General features: G+C 66.3%; 15 protein-coding genes. 5 read left to right on the forward strand and 10 right to left on the reverse strand.

The annotated features are described in order from the left end of the window. Positions 1-261: 261 nt before the first annotated feature. A complete protein-coding gene (gene dprE2 / locus NA11_RS12630; protein ID WP_069162034.1) occupies positions 262-1,023 on the reverse strand; it encodes a decaprenylphospho-beta-D-erythro-pentofuranosid-2-ulose 2-reductase in 762 nt (253 codons plus the stop codon). Then, positions 1,020-2,501, reverse strand: coding sequence for a decaprenylphosphoryl-beta-D-ribose oxidase (gene dprE1, locus NA11_RS12635; RefSeq protein ID WP_245745846.1), 1,482 nt, complete (start codon positions 2,499-2,501; stop codon positions 1,020-1,022). The genes dprE2 and dprE1 overlap by 4 nt, the downstream gene beginning before the upstream one ends. Before the next feature lie 173 nt (positions 2,502-2,674). On the opposite strand from dprE1, the gene NA11_RS12640 reads away from it, so the two are divergent. Then, positions 2,675-3,130, forward strand: a complete 456-nt coding sequence (locus tag NA11_RS12640) for a GtrA family protein (RefSeq protein ID WP_141717553.1) — start codon at positions 2,675-2,677, stop codon at positions 3,128-3,130. A 50-nt stretch (positions 3,131-3,180) separates the two neighbouring features. Here NA11_RS12640 and NA11_RS12645 read toward each other — a convergent pair whose 3' ends face one another. From NA11_RS12645 to NA11_RS12655, 3 genes are all read right to left on the reverse strand, one after another. Next, entirely contained in the window at positions 3,181-3,813 is a 633-nt protein-coding gene (locus tag NA11_RS12645; RefSeq protein WP_069162119.1) for a pyridoxamine 5'-phosphate oxidase family protein, read from the reverse strand. A gap of 237 nt (positions 3,814-4,050) precedes the next feature. Then, entirely contained in the window at positions 4,051-6,237 is a 2,187-nt protein-coding gene (locus NA11_RS12650; RefSeq protein WP_069162035.1) for a molybdopterin oxidoreductase family protein, read from the reverse strand. A 179-nt stretch (positions 6,238-6,416) separates the two neighbouring features. Further along, positions 6,417-6,899 carry a hypothetical protein gene (locus NA11_RS12655; RefSeq protein WP_069162120.1) on the reverse strand — a complete coding sequence of 161 codons (483 nt, stop codon included), beginning with the start codon at positions 6,897-6,899 and terminating at the stop codon, positions 6,417-6,419. A 310-nt stretch (positions 6,900-7,209) separates the two neighbouring features. Between NA11_RS12655 and NA11_RS12660 the strand changes: the two genes are divergently transcribed. Both NA11_RS12660 and NA11_RS12665 read left to right on the forward strand, forming a co-directional pair. Then, positions 7,210-7,785: a DUF4282 domain-containing protein gene (locus NA11_RS12660; RefSeq protein WP_069162121.1), complete on the forward strand. Its 576-nt coding sequence runs from the start codon at positions 7,210-7,212 to the stop codon at positions 7,783-7,785. Between the two features lie 249 nt (positions 7,786-8,034). Then, entirely contained in the window at positions 8,035-8,883 is an 849-nt protein-coding gene (locus NA11_RS12665; RefSeq protein ID WP_245745847.1) for a helix-turn-helix domain-containing protein, read from the forward strand. A gap of 50 nt (positions 8,884-8,933) precedes the next feature. On the opposite strand, the gene NA11_RS12670 is transcribed toward NA11_RS12665, so the two are convergent. The 3 genes from NA11_RS12670 to rfbA form a co-directional block, all read right to left on the reverse strand. Continuing rightward, a complete protein-coding gene (locus NA11_RS12670) occupies positions 8,934-9,359 on the reverse strand; it encodes a MarR family winged helix-turn-helix transcriptional regulator (protein ID WP_069162037.1) in 426 nt (141 codons plus the stop codon). A gap of 120 nt (positions 9,360-9,479) precedes the next feature. Then, complete coding sequence (locus tag NA11_RS12675; RefSeq protein WP_069162038.1) at positions 9,480-10,028, reverse strand: dTDP-4-dehydrorhamnose 3,5-epimerase family protein; 549 nt, start codon at positions 10,026-10,028, stop codon at positions 9,480-9,482. 2 nt (positions 10,029-10,030) lie between these two features. Further along, positions 10,031-10,903 carry a glucose-1-phosphate thymidylyltransferase RfbA gene (gene rfbA / locus NA11_RS12680; protein ID WP_069162039.1) on the reverse strand — a complete coding sequence of 291 codons (873 nt, stop codon included), beginning with the start codon at positions 10,901-10,903 and terminating at the stop codon, positions 10,031-10,033. A 237-nt stretch (positions 10,904-11,140) separates the two neighbouring features. Here rfbA and NA11_RS12685 point away from each other — a divergent pair, with 237 nt between their 5' ends. Continuing rightward, complete coding sequence (locus NA11_RS12685) at positions 11,141-12,133, forward strand: alpha/beta hydrolase (protein ID WP_069162040.1); 993 nt, start codon at positions 11,141-11,143, stop codon at positions 12,131-12,133. A gap of 133 nt (positions 12,134-12,266) precedes the next feature. On the opposite strand, the gene NA11_RS12690 is transcribed toward NA11_RS12685, so the two are convergent. Together NA11_RS12690 and NA11_RS12695 are read right to left on the reverse strand one after the other, a co-directional pair. After that, positions 12,267-12,980, reverse strand: a complete 714-nt coding sequence (locus NA11_RS12690; RefSeq protein WP_069162041.1) for a DUF8020 domain-containing protein — start codon at positions 12,978-12,980, stop codon at positions 12,267-12,269. Between the two features lie 178 nt (positions 12,981-13,158). Next, the gene (locus NA11_RS12695) at positions 13,159-13,878 is read right to left on the reverse strand and encodes a DUF8020 domain-containing protein (RefSeq protein ID WP_069162042.1); all 720 of its coding nucleotides are present in this window, start codon (positions 13,876-13,878) and stop codon (positions 13,159-13,161) included. A 308-nt stretch (positions 13,879-14,186) separates the two neighbouring features. Between NA11_RS12695 and rfbB the strand changes: the two genes are divergently transcribed. Then, positions 14,187-15,203, forward strand: coding sequence for a dTDP-glucose 4,6-dehydratase (gene rfbB, locus NA11_RS12700; RefSeq protein WP_069162043.1), 1,017 nt, complete (start codon positions 14,187-14,189; stop codon positions 15,201-15,203). The last annotated feature ends 2 nt before the right edge of the window (positions 15,204-15,205 follow it).

The following is a 15,205-nucleotide window of genomic DNA, read 5'->3' on the forward strand; positions in this document are numbered from 1 at the left end:
GGGCGATCTGCGACCGCACGTCGGTGGTCTCGGCGCACGGCAGGGTGTCTCCGATTACTCGCATGGCATCTCCGGGTTCCCTCGGGTCGGCATTCGCATCGGCGCTACGACACCCGTGGAGGCGTGCCGGCGACCGGCGATCATGCTGCCAGGTCCGGCCGCCGGATGCGTCAGCGTGCTGGTCGTGGCGACAGAAAAAAGCCGCACCGCCCGGACTCACGCGGCTGCGCGAGGCCGATCGCGGTGCGGCTCACCAAGCTCCTAGATGGGCAGCTTGCGGAAGATCGGGCGCGGGATGTGGCGCAGGATCATCATCACGAACCGCCAGGTGCCCGGCGCCCAGATGAGATCCTTACCCTTCTGCGAGGCCGAAACCGCAAGCTCGGCAATGACTTCCTTGTCGACGGTGAGCGGCGCCTCTTTGACGTGCGCGGAGAACCTGGTCCGCACCATGCCGGGCCGGATCACCAGCACGCGCGGGCCGTGCGGGCGCAGCGCCTCGCCGAGCCCGAGGTAGAAGCCGTCCAGGCCGGCCTTGGTCGACCCGTAGACGAAGTTGGTGCGCCGCACCCGCTCACCGGCGACCGACGACATCGCGATGATCCGCCCGAAGCCCTGCGCCTTCATCTTCTCGCCGAGCAGCACGCCGACCGAAACCGATGCGGTGTAGTTGATTCCGGCGACCTGCACGGCCTTGCGCTGGTTCTGCCACAGCTCTTCCGGGTCACCGTCGAGGGCGAAGGCGACGATGGCGACATCCACGTCGCCGCCGTCCCATGCCGCGTCGATCACCTTCGGATGGCTGTCGGTGTCGAGCGCGTCGAAGTCGATCACGTCGACCTGGGTCGCGCCCGCCGCCTTCATCTGCGCGACCGCGTCCTCGCGGAGCGGATCGTTGGGCAGCGCGGCCAGCACGATGCGCGCCGAACCCTTGCGCAGGTATTCGGTGCAGATCGCCAGGCCGATCTCGGAGGTCCCGCCGAGCAGCAGGATGGCCTGCGGGTTACCGACGGCATTAATCACTGCAGCTCCAGCCTTCTCGCCATATCGGACATGAAAACGCCTGTGGGGTCGACACTTCGGCGGATCTTGATCCACTCGTCGATCCGCGGGTACATCTGGTGGAACGTCTCCGCGGTGGTCCGCGAGTCCTTCGCCGTGTATAGGCGGCCACCGAATTCCAGTACGCGCCGGTCCAATTCGCTGACCAGCTCGTTCAGGCCCGGCTTGATCGGGAAGTCGACGCAGATGTTCCAGCCCGGCATCGGGAAGCTCAGCGGCGCCGGGTTGCCCGCGCCGAACAGCTTGAACACATTCAGCGCCGAGTAGTGCCCGGACGCCTGGATGTCGATGATGATCCGCTTGAATTCCTCGACCGCCTCGGTCGGCACCACGAACTGGTACTGCAGGAAGCCGTTGGAACCGTAGCCGCGGTTCCACTCCGCGATCATGTCGAGCGGGTGATAGAACTGCGTCAGGTTCTGCACCTTGCCGGTGTAGTTGCCGCCCATCGCGTAGTACGCCTCGCCGATGGAGCGCAGCGTCAGCTTGTTCATCGTCCAGTTCGGGAAGATGTCCGGCACGGTCATCAGCTGCGGTGCGTCGAACTTCAGCGGCTTCTTGCGCAGCCGCTTGGGCAGTTCGTCGGCCTTGGCGAGGCGGCCGCGGGTGATGGTGGCGCGGCCGAGCTTGGGCAGCGGGCTGATCACGTCGAACCACGCGCTCGAGTACGTGTAGTTCGCCTCGCTGCCGTCGCTGTGCGCCGCGATCGTCTCGTCGAGCGTCGTCGTCTTCACACCGTCGTTGAGGAAGTACGCCGACTCGGTCGGGGTCATCTCGATGGTCGCGCGCACGATGATGCCGGTGAGCCCGTTGCCACCGACGGTCGCCCAGAACAGCTTGGCGTTGCGCTTCGGCGTGATGTGCTGCACCTGCCCGTCGGCGGTGAGCAGATCGATCGAGCGCACGTGGTTGCCGAAGCTGCCCTCGCTGTGATGATTCTTACCGTGGATGTCGGAGGCAATGGCGCCGCCGATCGTCACTTGACGGGTGCCTGGCAGCACCGGGACCCACAGTCCGAACGGCAACGCCGCCTTCATGAGCTGGTCCAGGCTGACGCCGCCGTCCACATCGACGATCCGCGTATCGCGGTCGATCCGATGGATGTTGTTCAGCGCCGTCATGTCGATGACGAGCCCGCCCGCGTTCTGTGCGTGATCGCCGTAGGAGCGGCCGAGGCCGCGCGCGATCACGCCGCGGCGCAGGTGCGCTGGCTTGGAGTCATTGTCCTCGGCGACCATGGCGACGGCCTTGGCGATCAGTTCGGGATCGCTGGTCGAGAGCACTTCGGAAGAGGTTGGTGCGGTGCGACCCCACCCGGTCAACGTGCGGGTCTGCGTCGGCAATGCGAACGCGTTCCCGGCGGCGGCGTCGCCGTTTGTGACGGTCGCGCCGTTCTCGTTCCCGGTCGTCGTGGTGGCGGTCGGAGCTTTCGTGGACATCGGGATAGAGGCTACAGGTATGACCGCACATCCGGTCGGTCTCGCTTACCCCGCGGTAGCGGCTGAGCGGTCAGCGCCGGAGGAGGTAGCGCAGCGTGACCACGTAGGCGCCCGCTCGGCCGCAGTCAGACACAGTGATACGTATCGCTTTCGGTACGGCTACGCTCGTCCGCGTGCATGCCGATCCCCATCTGCCGCTCCCGGCCGAATTGCCGCTGGTCGACGAGCCGGGCGGTACCGATGTCGACCTGAAGACGCAGATTGTCCGGTTCACCCTGACCGGTGGTCTGTCGGCGATCGTCGACTTCGGGCTGTACAGCCTGCTGTTCAACCTGGTCGGCCTGCCGCGGGAGGCGGCGAAGTCGCTCAGCTTCATCGCGGGCACGACGACGGCGTATCTGATCAACCGCCGCTGGACGTTCAAGGCGCCGCCGAGCCGAGCGCGGTTCGTCGCGGTGGTGATTCTCTACGCGGTGACCTTCGCGGTGCAGGTCGGCATCAACGCGGTGCTGTACGAGGCGTTGCCCGACGCGCCGTGGCGTCAGCTGCTCGCGTTCGTCGTCGCCCAGGGCACCGCCACCGTGATCAACTTCATCGTCCAGCGCGTAGTGATCTTCAAAATTCACTGACCGCGTTCACTGGGATTTCCTAGGCCCCATAGCAGTTGGACAGGTTTCGGTCACCGGCTGACGAGCGCGTTCGCGGAAAGTGCACGGCTCTCGGCTTTGGCGCCGAAGTAGTCGCCGCCCTTGGCGCGGACGTTGTCGGTGCCCCACTCGCGCTGTTCGCGGTCGGCGGGGACCAGATGCGGAATGTGCTTGCGGCAGTGGATGTATGCCTCTTCGACGTCGACGACGACCCAGCGTTCCGCGGCCCGGCCCTTGTGGCTCTCCGGTAGGCCGGTGACGTGGCGGCGGAGCGCGTCGTCTTCGACGATGCGGGCCGCGCCGTTGATGTGCAGGCCGATCAGGTCGCGGACGAAATCGAGGAGCATGATGCCGACGTGCGGGTTCTCCAGGATGTTGCCCAGGCTGGCCAGCACGCCGTTGCCCCGGTATTCGGGGTAAGCAATCGTGCGTTCGTCGATGACGTGCAGAAAGCCGGGCAGGCCTGCGCGGAAGCTCGAATCGCACTCGCCGTGCTTGTCCGCGGTCGCGATGAACGCCATGTCCATCCGCCCGATGAACTCGATCATGGTGGGGTTCAGGTGATCCAGCACCTGGTCGTCGTAGAAGCGACCAGCTCTTTCCTGGGTGCCGTACCGGTCCTGTAGCTCGTGTTCGCCGTCGCTACCGCAGTGTGTACCAGGCATCTTCGCCACCCTCTGGTTGCCGGAATCCGGTCCTTCGAGGGTCGACGTCGAGCCCGCGACTAAACCGAAATCCTGTCCATTTTAGTCAGATCGGCTTGAGCAAAACTACGAAATCCATGTTGAGAATGCACTGAATGCTTAGTTAGCACAAGGGTTTCCGGGAAATCGCGACAAGCCGACCGGCCGGGATCTTCAGCCTGATCCGATCGGTCGGCACTGTCGTCGATTCGACGGACCTCACGCCGGGGTCAGGGTCACCGGCACCCCGTTGAACACCGCGTTGCCGGAGGGCACGTCGACCACCGAATCATCGGTCAGCACATTCGCGTTGACGCCTGCGTGCGCCCTGGCGACGGTCTGCGTGCTGTCGGCGTGACCCCACCCGTGCGGCAGGCTCACCACGCCGGGCATGATCGCGTCGGTCGGCTCCAGCGGCACCGTCAGCGTCCCCGCGGCCGACTTCACCACCGCGTGCTCGCCGAGCCCGAGCCTGGCCACGTCATCGGGATGGATATGCAGCGTGCACCGGTTCGACCCGCTGACCAGCGTCGCGATGTTGTGCATCCAGCTGTTGTTCGACCGCAGCTGACGCCGCCCGATCAGCACCACGTCCGGCGCGGAGTCGGCGAGCTTGGCCCGCATCCTGGCCACGTCGTCCAGGAGCGGCGGCGGGGCGAGCTCGACCAGCTTCGATGCGGTCCGTAGCGCCCCCGGTAGCTTGGGCTGCAACGGCCCTAGGTCGACGCCGTGCGGATTGTCGAGCAGCGCTTGCAGATTGAGCGTTCCACCGGCCCACTCACCGTACGGGCCGAGCCGCAACATCATGTCGATGCGCTGCTCGGTGGTGTTCTCGCCGACCAATTCGGCACGCCGGTCGGCCATTCCGGCCTTGTGCAGGGTGCCTGCCATGATCAGTTCGTCCACCGCGGTGAGCGGGTCGACCCCGTCGACCCCGTCGTGCGGCGAGCCGGAGACCGCCGCGGCCAGGCGGGCCAGCACCGCGGCCTCCGAGGGGCGCGCGCCGAGCGGCACCAGCGGGCGCGAATAGCGCGCGTAGTTGCGCACCGCGAACTGCAGCAGCGCGAAGTCGTAGTGCGGCGACTGGGTCGGGCGCGGCGGCGGCAGGATCACGTCGGCATGCTTGGTCGTTTCGTTCAGATACCGGTCAACGCTCACCATGAAGTCGAGCTGTGCGAAGGCGGCATCGAGGCGGGCCCCGCTCGGCGCGGACAGCACCGGGTTGCCGGCGACCGTCACCAGTGCGCGGATCTGTCCCTCGCCCGACGTCAAGATCTCGTCGGCCAAGGTCGCGACCGGGAACTCGCCCATGGCCTCGGGCAGCTCGCGGACCCGGCTGGTCCAGCGCCCCAGCGTGAACGGCCTGCTGCGGACGATCCCGCCCGCCGCCGCGGTGGCGAACATCGCGCCGCCCGGCGCGTCGAGATTGCCGGTGAGCGTGTTGATCGCATCGACGAGCCACTGGGTGATCGTGCCGAATTCAGCTGTGCAGGTGCCGATTCTGGCGTACACCGCCGCCGTCGGCGCCGCGGCGAGCTCGCGGGCCAGGCGGATCACCGTCGCCGCGGGCACCCCGGTGCGCATCGCTACCGCGTCCGGGCTGAATGCCGCTGCGGCTGTGCGCAGTTCGTCGAGTCCGGCGACCTCGACGCGCACGTCGGTGAGCTCCTCGGCGAACAACGTGTGCACGATCCCGAACAGCAGGTAGGCGTCGCTACCCGGCCGGATGAAAAGATGCTCGTCGGCGAGCTTCGCGGTGCGGGTCACCCTGGGGTCCACCACGACGAACCGGCCGCCCCTGCGCTGCAGCGCCTTCAACCTGCCCGGGAAATCCGGTGCGGTGCACAATGATCCGTTCGATTCCAGCGGATTCGCGCCGAGCATCAGCAGATAGTCGGTGCGATCGAGATCCGGCACTGGCACGGTGAGCGGATCGCCGAACATCAGCCCGCTGGCCACCTGCTTGGGCATCTGGTCGGCGGTGCTCGCCGAGTAGATGTTCCTGGTGCTCAGCGCGCGCAGCAGCACAGGCACATACAGCGCGCCTGCCACGGTGTGCGCGTTCGGGTTGCCCAGATAGGCCGCCGCGGACTGTTTCCCGTGCTCGGCGGTGATCTGCGGGAAGCGCTCGGCGATGAGGTCGAAGGCCTGGGTCCAGGTCGCGGTCTGCCAGGTGTCGGTGGCCCGGTCCCGGATCATCGGCTCGGTGATCCGGTCGGGGTCTTCGTCCAGGTGTCCGAAGCTCGCCCCCTTGGGGCAGATGAACCCCTTGCTGAACGGATCCTCCCGGTCGCCGCGCACCGAGGTCACATGGTCGTCCGGATCGAGCGTCACCTCCAGCCCGCACACCGCCTCGCAGAGCGGGCAGGTACGCAGGAGGTTACGAGAGTCCGTGATGTGGGCCATGCCCCATCCTCTCGCGCTATCGCCGGTCTGAAAAGAGAACACGGGATATGCGATCGACGAGCGATGGTCGCGACCGTAAAACCAAAAACGACCGACATCCACACGCCGGGGCAGTCGGCGTGTTCAGGATGTCGGTCGTACTAGCCGGGCGTTGGCCCGGCGGTCTTCGGGTTGCTTCTTCAGCAGGCGACGCTGGTGAGCTGCGTCCGCTTGCGGGCGGTTGCGGCACGCACGGCGGCGCCGAGCGCGACGACCGGCGGGATCCAGCGGGCCTCGGCGGGCGTGACGCCCCAGCAGGCCGAACCGGCCGAGAGCTGAGTGGGCGGCAACAGGATGCCTGCGCCGTCGGTGTGGACGACGGCCCCGGCCGCGATGAGCGCCTCGAGCGCCAGCGTGGCCTTGCGGAGGCCGGTGACCAGGTGGATCTCGCGACGCTCCGCGCCGGGGATCTCGATGACCGGGCCGGACAGGTTGTTCGCGCGCAGGAAGCGGCGAACCTGGCCGGCCAGCTCTCCGCTGACCTCGATGCCGGACACTTCGTCATCGGTGATCAGGCAGAGACCATTGGCCGTTTCGGCGACCGTCCATCCGCGCTGGGTGTAGTCCTGCGCAGCGGCGGTCATAGTGGCCGCCGAGACGGAAGTCGGAAACGTGGTGCGCACTGTCTTCTCCATTCCCCGGTAGATCTGGGTCCTGCTTCATGGGGCCTATCGCCGCCAGACATCTTCGGTGTTACGCGATCTTCAAAACTTCTTTGCGAGTGTTGGCTACGTCTCTTCGTCACTCCTGTGACAGCGAATTGCTATGACGTTGCTCGACATTGCTCGGTATTGTTGTCCCGCCGCTACTTTCGCCCGCTGACCTGTTCTTTCGCTGTGCCGTTCCTGCGAGACTGCTGAGGGCGGTGGGTTTCGTGAGATCCGCGTGCGCCGCCGATTGGCCCGGATGGATGCGAGCGGGGAGTATTTGGTCATGAGCGACGAGCCCAACGGCAACGCCAAGGGAAGTGCGCTGCCGGACCCAGAGGAGTACGAAGCCGAATCGCGGTGGCTCACCTGGAAGGAATCGGCGGCGCGCCGGTTCTCGCGTGCCGACGCGGTCGAGGAAGAGGTGGCGCCGGAGCCGTTCGAGAGCCCGCGCGCCTTCGGTCAGTGGGCTGTCGAGGCGGCCCGCGGCCTGCTCGACGTCCAATTCCATCGGCCGGCCACGCGCACGCTGCTGCCGCTGGCCTACATTCTCGGCTTGGCGTTCGCCGTCGCGGCGCCGATCGCGCTGACGGTGTCGATGTGGCGGATCTCGGCGGTGCTCGGCGTGCTCGCCGCGCTGATCGGGGTGCCGCTCGGGCTGACCATCGCGGCCGTGGTCCGGTTGATGCTGGAGTTCCTGGTCAGCGTGTCCAGGCTGGCGACCAGGGTCGAGCACATCAGTGAGCTGGCCGACGATCTGTTCCAGGCACTCTCCGATGTCGCCGAGCCGGTCAACCAGCTCTCCGAAGACGTTCGTGCGGTGCAGTTCTGGCGCTTCCGCAAGCGCGGCTCGCGCAGGTAAAGTCGGCGAAACCGCACTTACCCATGGCATTTGGCGTTGTGATGCCACCGGCGTGGCTGAGACACCCACCATGCCCTATGGCAGATTTGCTGTGAAAGAATGCGGTTCCGATGCCCGGGTATTGCTTATGGGTATCTGATAGGGATGGTCGATGAGGAACTCAGCTGAGTTCGGGAGAGCGACCATTGCACGGCACCACTTGGGGGAGACACGCTAATGGCTTTACCGCAGGCAACGACTGGATCGACCATGCCTAGGCGCCAACTCGGCCGCCACTTACGCGATCTGCGCAACCGGGCCAGGATGACAACCAGAACGGCCGCACAGCAACTGGAGTGGTCCGAGGCCAAGATCTGGCGGATCGAAACCGGCCAGACCTCGTTGCGCAGCCTCGATGTCGAGGCGATGTGCAAGGTCTACGGCGCGCCTGCCGAGCTCATCGCACCGCTCACCGCGCTCGCGCGGGAGACGAAGGCGCGGGGGTGGTGGACCGCCTACGGCGACGTGATCGCCGAGGGATTCGAGGTCTACATCGGCTTGGAGGAGGCGGCCACGCGGCTGTCCACCTACGAGAACGAGGTGGTGCCCGGCCTCTTGCAGACCGAGGCATACACGCGCGCACTGCTGCTGGCCGCGCGGCCGGAGATGCCTGCGACCGAGGTCGACCGGCGGGTGCAGCTGCGCATGGCGCGCCAGGCGTTGATCACGCGCGCCGACGCGCCGCTGTACCTGGATGCGGTGATCAGCGAGGCGGTGCTGTGGCGATGTGTCGGCAGCGACGCGGTTTCCGCGGGCCAGCTGGCGCACCTGCGTCAGATGCGTGACCTGCCCAACGTCCGAATCCAGGTGATACCAACGGATTCCGGTTATCACGAGGGCATGGAATCGGGTCGCTTCGTCATGCTCGAGTTCCCGGAACTGCGCCAGGGCGAGCTGCCCGAGCCGCCGGTCGTCTACGTCGAGGCGTTCACTGGGCCGGTCTATCTCGACAAGGAAATCGAGATCGAGCGCTACCGCAAGGCATTCACCAGCATCAAGTCCGTCGCGGTCGACGCGCGCGAGGGGATCGAAGAGGCGAGCGCGGGGCGCACCGCCTGAGTGGCGTGGCCGGGCTCCGGCTCGGCCTTACGCGCGGGACGTCAAGTGCGTCAGCACTTTTGGCCGGGTGAGTCCCAGGTATTGGTGAGCACCGCCCGATGGGTCCACACGGCCTCCTCGTGCACCTCGCGACCCTTCTCGGTGAGGCAGACGAAGACGGCACGCCGATCATCGGCGCACATGGTGCGGCTGACCAGCCCATCGCGCTCGAGCCTGGCGACCGCGCGGGACAGGGCGCTCTGACTCAGGTAGATGTCGTTGGCCAGATCGCTCATTCGATAGTTGCCGCAGTTGGCCTCGATCAGCCGGTCCAGCGTCTCGAACTCGCTGAGCCCGATCTGGTGCTGTCCCTGGAGCGCTTTTTCGAGTGCGCAACTCACCGTCGCGTGCCGGTCGAGCAGCTCGCGCCACTCGCCGAGAAGCCCGGTCGGCGCGACGGTGCGGCGGGCTGGTTCAGTTGTCGACGGCTTCGACATGGCCCCATCCTAGTGGTTGGCAAGGCTTCATGCAACTGCATTAAATGTACTCGCATTTTATGCGCATGCATAGGATGGGTGAGGTGTCCCAGCTCATCATGCCGGTCGGCGCGGCAGAGCTCAGGAAAACGGCGGCGCCGCGGTGTCCTTGGCGGACCGGACGAAGGTCAGCGGCGTGCCGTCCAGGCCGACCGTCGGCCAGTCGATGCCGAGCCGCGGATCGAAAGCATCGATGTCCCTGTCGAATTCGGGCGCGTACTCGAGCGAACACAGGTAGGTGACGGTCGAATTGTCGGCCAGCGACAGGATCGCGTGGCCGAGCCCCTCGGACAGGAACATCGAGCGTCGATCGACGTCGTCGAGCAGCACGCTGTCCCACCGGCCGTAGGTCGGCGAGCCGGGCCGCAGATCGACAACCACATCGAGAAACGCGCCGCGCACGCAGGTCACATACTTGGCCTGCCCCGGCGGATCCTCGGTGTAGTGGATGCCGCGCAGCACGCCCGCCGCCGAGACCGAGCAGTTCACCTGGCGCAGATCGAAGGTGCGGCCGGTCGCCTTCTCGAATTCCGACGCCTTGAACCCCTCGAGAAACATGCCGCGCCCGTCGCCGAGCTGACGCGGGGTGATCACCCACGCGCCGGGCACCGCCAGTTCGCGAAACTCCATCGTCACCAATCCCGTCCGCGTTCGATCAGGTCGAGCAGGTAGCTGCCGTAGCCGGAGCGGACGAGTGGTTCGGCGAGCTTGCACAGCTGCTCGTCATCGATGTACCCCTGCCGCCACGCGACCTCCTCGGGCACGCCGATCTTGAGGCCCTGCCGTTCCTCGATGGTGCGCACGTAGTTGGCGGCGTCAAGCAGCGAATCGAAGGTGCCGGTGTCCAGCCATGCGGTACCGCGGGCCAGCACGTCGACCCGGAGTCGATCCTGTTCGAGGTAGGCCCGGTTGATGTCGGTGATCTCGTATTCGCCACGCGCGGAAGGCCTTAGCGTGCGGGCGATCTCGATGACGTCGTTGTCGTAGAAATACAGCCCGGGGATGGCGTAGTTCGAGCGGGGCGCCTTCGGCTTCTCCTCGATGGACACCGCGCGTCCGTCGGTGAACTCCACGACACCGTAGGCGGTCGGATCCGACACCCAGTAGGCGAACACCGCACCGCCGTCGATCTCGGTGAACCGGTGCAGGCTGGTGCCGAGGCCTGGCCCGTGAAAGATGTTGTCGCCGAGCACCAGCGCCGCCGTTTCGGTGCCGATGTGGTCGGCGCCGAGCACGAAGGCTCTGGCCAGACCGTCCGGCTCGGGTTGGACCACGTAGGTGATCGCGATGCCGAACTGGCTGCCGTCGCCGAGCAATCGGGTGAACGCCTCCGCGTCCGATGGCGTGGTGATGACCAGGATGTCCGTGATGCCTGCGAGCATCAGCGTGGACAGCGGGTAGTAGACCATGGGCTTGTCGTAGACCGGGACCAGCTGCTTGCTCACCCCGCGCGTGATCGGGTGTAACCGGGACCCGGTGCCGCCCGCCAGAATGATTCCGCGCATGCCGAGGAGTCTGCCAGCTCGGCCTGTCCTGGGCGTCGGCGAGGTTCCGACTGCTCGTCGAATTGATTACGGAATGGGCTTTCGGAGTTCCCGTACCCGCCGGTTCGGCGATCCTGTTGCTTAGGTCACACAACACATGGTGTTCTGAAAGAGCACTGTGTGAGATGTCAGCGCCGACACCTCGCCTGGGACCGTCCGGTCGTGATGCGGCGCGCCAGTAGGTGAGGTAGGTGCGCGATGACCGCGATCAGCGTCGGCGAATCCGGCATGGTGATGAATCCGGAAAATCTGAGCGCACCGGCGCGGCTGCTGCTGGCGGCGTGCCTCAGCGTGGTCCGTCCCGCCTTGCGTGCGGCGCCTATCACCCGCGTGACCATCCCGATCGGCGCCGCCGCCATCGACACCCTCGCGCGGCTGCGTCCGGAGCCGCGCGGCGTCGACCGAGAGCGGGTGTCGCTCAACGGTTTCCGGATGGAGATCGTGCGTCCGGCGGGCGCGGCGAGTGCACTGCGGCACGGTGCGGTGATGTACATGCACGGCGGCGGATTCGCGGTCTGCGGGCTGCGCACGCATCGACCGGTGGTGGCGAGCCTGGCCAGGCGCACCGGACTGCCCGTGGTGAACGTCGACTACCGGCAGCTGCCGGGCAGGCGCATTACTGATTCGATCGAGGACTGTCTTACGGCATACCGCTGGCTGCTGCGCCACGGCGCCGATCCGAGCCGGATTGTCTTCGCGGGCGATTCGGCGGGCGGCTACCTGGCCTTCGCCACCGCGCTGCGCGCAATCGAGGTGGGTCTGCCCGCACCGGCCGGGCTGGTCGGGTTGAGCCCGCTGCTCGATCTGGATTACGTGGCCAAGCGCGGCCACGTCAACGTCAAGCGCGACCCGTACATCCCGCTGCTCGCGCTGCAGGCGGTGGTCCGGATCGGCGCCGAGGTCGACGGCATCCTCGACCCGTTGCTCTCGCCGGTGAACGGCATCCTGGCCGGCCTACCGCCGGTGCTGCTCATCGCCGCCGAGGACGAGGTGCTCCGCTACGACTGCGAGCTGATGGCGCAGCGGCTCACCGCGGCGGGTGTGCCGAATGCGGTGGAGCTCTGGCGCGGTCAGGTCCATGCGTTCATGAGCATCGCGCCGAGCCTGCCGGAGAGCAGGGCGGCGCTGGCACGGGTCTCGCGCTTCGTCCGTGCCCGGATCGAGGAGAGCCAGCAGGCGCGGACCGCGTAAAGCTGTTCGGCCTGTCCAGGCGAGCCCCGTTCCGCTGTGGCCGGGACGGGGCTCGCGCATGTCAGGGAACGAGCGAACCCCGCTCTAGTGCGCTGAGCGGGGTTCGTGTCGTATGTGGTTGTGCGCGTTGAAATTACTTCGCGGCCGGCGGGGGCTGGATCGACGGCTGGTTGATGGTGATGAAGTACTGCACCGCGGCGGCGATCGCGACCGGGGCGGTCACGAAGATCTGGCCGGCGACGACGCCGAGTGCGCCGACGGAGGCGATGCCGAAGAGGCAGCCGACGGCCGCGGCCGGGATGAACGCGCCGAACAGGCCGACGATGGTCGCCATTGCGGCGATGGGGGCCATGATGCCGCCGAGGACACAGCCGACGGCGGCGCCGCCGAGACCACCGACGAGGGTGCCGATGGTGGCGCCCATGCTGATGGTGCTGGTCATCCGGCTCCAGGCCGCCTGCTCACGGTCGTAGTCGGTCTTCCACGGCGCCTTGTCCTCGTACGGGAGGGCGACGGGCTTGTAGACCGCCTTGTTCATGTCGAACTGCGGGGTCAGCGACGCCGTGCGGTCGGAAATGTTCGCGGCGATCGGGAATTCGAACTCGTCGACCCGGAACTTCAGGTCGGTGCCTGCGACGGTGGTGCCGTTGGCGGCCTTGATCTTGAAGACGCCGTCTTCGACAACCATGGAGCCGGAATCGGTCTTGATGATGGAGGTCGCGTCGACGGCCTCGGCAGTGAAGTTGACGGCGTCGGTAGAGGCCGGTGCCGCGTTCACGGTGCCGGCGGTGGCACCGAGCGCGGCGATGAGTAGCGCCGAGGTAACGGCAAACTTCTTGGCAATCATAGGTTTAGGTCCTCATCCAGGTGCTTTTAGCAGGGGTGGGGGCCGGAAACTGGGTCCGCAAACTGTCAGTAACACGGCCGGGCCCTAAGAAAGCCCTGCTCGACCGGGGTCGAGCAGGGTTTCCTAGGCTCGTCTTCTTCAGTTGTGCGAATTCAGTTGTGTCAGTGAACTTCTGGTCTTACTTCGGAGCGGGCGGCGCCACGAACGGGGCGGTGGTGGTTGCAAAGTACTGGATTGCGGCGCCGATCGCGACCGGAGCGGTGACGAGGATCTGGCCGGCGACGACGCCGAGGGCGCCGACGGAGACGATGCCGAAGAGGCAGCCGACGGCCGCGGCCGGGATGAACGCGCCGAACAGGCCGATGATGGTGGCCATGGCCGCGATGGGGGCCATGATGCCGCCGAGGACACAGCCGACGGCCGCGCCGCCGAGGCCGCCGACGAGGGTGCCGATGGTGGCGCCCATGGCGATGGTGTCCTTCAGGCGGTTGAACGCCGCCTGCTCACGGTCGTACTCGTTCTTCCACGGCGCCTTGTCCTCGAACGGCAGGGCGACGGGCTTGTAGGTCGCGTGCGCCATGTCGGTCTGCGGCGTCAGCGTTGCCGTGTTGCCCGAGATGTTCGCGGCGATCGGGAACTCGAACTCGTCGACACGGAACTTGAGCTCGGTGCCAGCGATGGTGGTGCCGTTGGCGGCCTTGACCTTGAAGACGCCGTCTTCGACGACCATGGAGCCGGAGTCGGTCTTGATGATGGACTGGGTATCGGTAGCGTTCGCCGTGAAATTAACGGCTCCGCTCTCGGCTTCGGGAGCCGGTGCCGCGTTGACGGTGCCTGCGGTCACGCCGAGGGCGGCGATCAGCAGCGCCGACGACACGGCGAATTTCCTCATCAGCATTTTGTGTGGAACCTCTATGTGAAGCGTTCGGAGGGGACTAGACGATCGAAATCTAGACCAGCTAACGCGTGGTGAACCGGTTGTGACCGTTAATTCAAATTTTGTTCACCAAAGAGACCCTCAGCATGGTGGGTTGTCGGAAATGCGTACTCTGACCGGGGATTTGAGCTTAAAACAAGTCCAGCGGTTCTATACCTACCGAACAGTATGAGACGAACGTCACAGATCGCAACTCTGGCGGCTGGATCGAGTTGTCTTGGGGTGGCGTCGATCCCGCCAGGCGGAACCTGCCGACGTAGAGTCATGGCGTGCGATTGCTTGTCACCGGCGGAGCCGGATTCATCGGAGCCAACTTCGTCAAGCAGGCCGTTGTCGACCACGCCGACATCACCGTAACCGTTCTGGACGCACTGACTTATGCCGGGAATCGAGCGTCCCTGGCCCCGGTTGCCGATCGGATCGATTTCGTGCACGGCGATATCGCAGACCTGGATCTGGTCGACGAGCTCGTCAGCGGTGTCGACGCGGTCGTGCATTTCGCTGCCGAATCGCACAACGACAACTCGCTGGCCGAACCGTGGCCGTTCGTGCAGACCAATATTGTCGGAACCTATTCGCTGTTGCAAGCCGTGCGGCGCCACGACGTTCGCTATCACCATGTGTCGACCGACGAGGTGTACGGCGATCTGGCGCCCGAGGATCCGGCGTTCACCGAGAACACCCCGTACAACCCGTCGAGCCCGTACTCGGCGACCAAGGCGTCGAGCGATCTGCTGGTGCGCGCATGGACCCGCTCGTTCGGCGTCCGCGCCACACTCTCCAACTGCAGCAACAACTATGGGCCGTATCAGCACGTGGAGAAGTTCATCCCGCGCCAGATCACCAACCTGATCGACGGTGTCCGGCCACGGCTCTACGGCGCGGGTCATCAAGTGCGCGACTGGATCCACGTCGACGACCACAACCGCGCGGTGTGGGACATCCTGCAGCGCGGGCGGATCGGGCAGACCTACCTGATCGGCGCCGAGGGCGAACTCGACAACAAGTCCGTGGTGCGGATGATCCTGGAAGCCTTCGACCGCGACCCGGACGACTTCGACCACGTCACCGACCGGCCAGGCCACGATCAGCGCTACGCGATCGACGCCTCGCTGCTGCGCGCCGAACTCGGGTGGAAACCCGAGTACGCGGACTTCCGCACCGGACTCGCGGCGACCATCCAGTGGTACCGCGACAACGAATCCTGGTGGCGCCCAGCCAAGGCCAGCACCGAGCGGGCGTACGTCGCCGCGGGCGAAGTGACCCTCGACGCGACGTCCGACTGACC

The organism is Nocardia altamirensis NBRC 108246 (genome assembly GCF_001612685.1).
Classification (GTDB): Bacteria; Actinomycetota; Actinomycetes; order Mycobacteriales; family Mycobacteriaceae; genus Nocardia; species Nocardia altamirensis.

Coding starts and splice junctions, on each gene's coding strand:
- NA11_RS12690 (WP_069162041.1), bottom strand. CDS start 12,980: ATGATTGCCAAGAAGTTTGCCGTTACCTCGGCGCTACTCATCGCCGCG.
- NA11_RS12650 (WP_069162035.1), bottom strand. CDS start 6,237: ATGGCCCACATCACGGACTCTCGTAACCTCCTGCGTACCTGCCCGCTC.
- NA11_RS12675 (WP_069162038.1), bottom strand. CDS start 10,028: ATGGAGTTTCGCGAACTGGCGGTGCCCGGCGCGTGGGTGATCACCCCG.
- NA11_RS12695 (WP_069162042.1), bottom strand. CDS start 13,878: ATGCTGATGAGGAAATTCGCCGTGTCGTCGGCGCTGCTGATCGCCGCC.
- NA11_RS12645 (WP_069162119.1), bottom strand. CDS start 3,813: ATGCCTGGTACACACTGCGGTAGCGACGGCGAACACGAGCTACAGGAC.
- rfbA (WP_069162039.1), bottom strand. CDS start 10,903: ATGCGCGGAATCATTCTGGCGGGCGGCACCGGGTCCCGGTTACACCCG.
- NA11_RS12670 (WP_069162037.1), bottom strand. CDS start 9,359: ATGTCGAAGCCGTCGACAACTGAACCAGCCCGCCGCACCGTCGCGCCG.
- dprE1 (WP_245745846.1), bottom strand. CDS start 2,501: ATGTCCACGAAAGCTCCGACCGCCACCACGACGACCGGGAACGAGAAC.
- NA11_RS12660 (WP_069162121.1), top strand. CDS start 7,210: ATGAGCGACGAGCCCAACGGCAACGCCAAGGGAAGTGCGCTGCCGGAC.
- NA11_RS12685 (WP_069162040.1), top strand. CDS start 11,141: ATGACCGCGATCAGCGTCGGCGAATCCGGCATGGTGATGAATCCGGAA.
- NA11_RS12665 (WP_245745847.1), top strand. CDS start 8,035: ATGCCTAGGCGCCAACTCGGCCGCCACTTACGCGATCTGCGCAACCGG.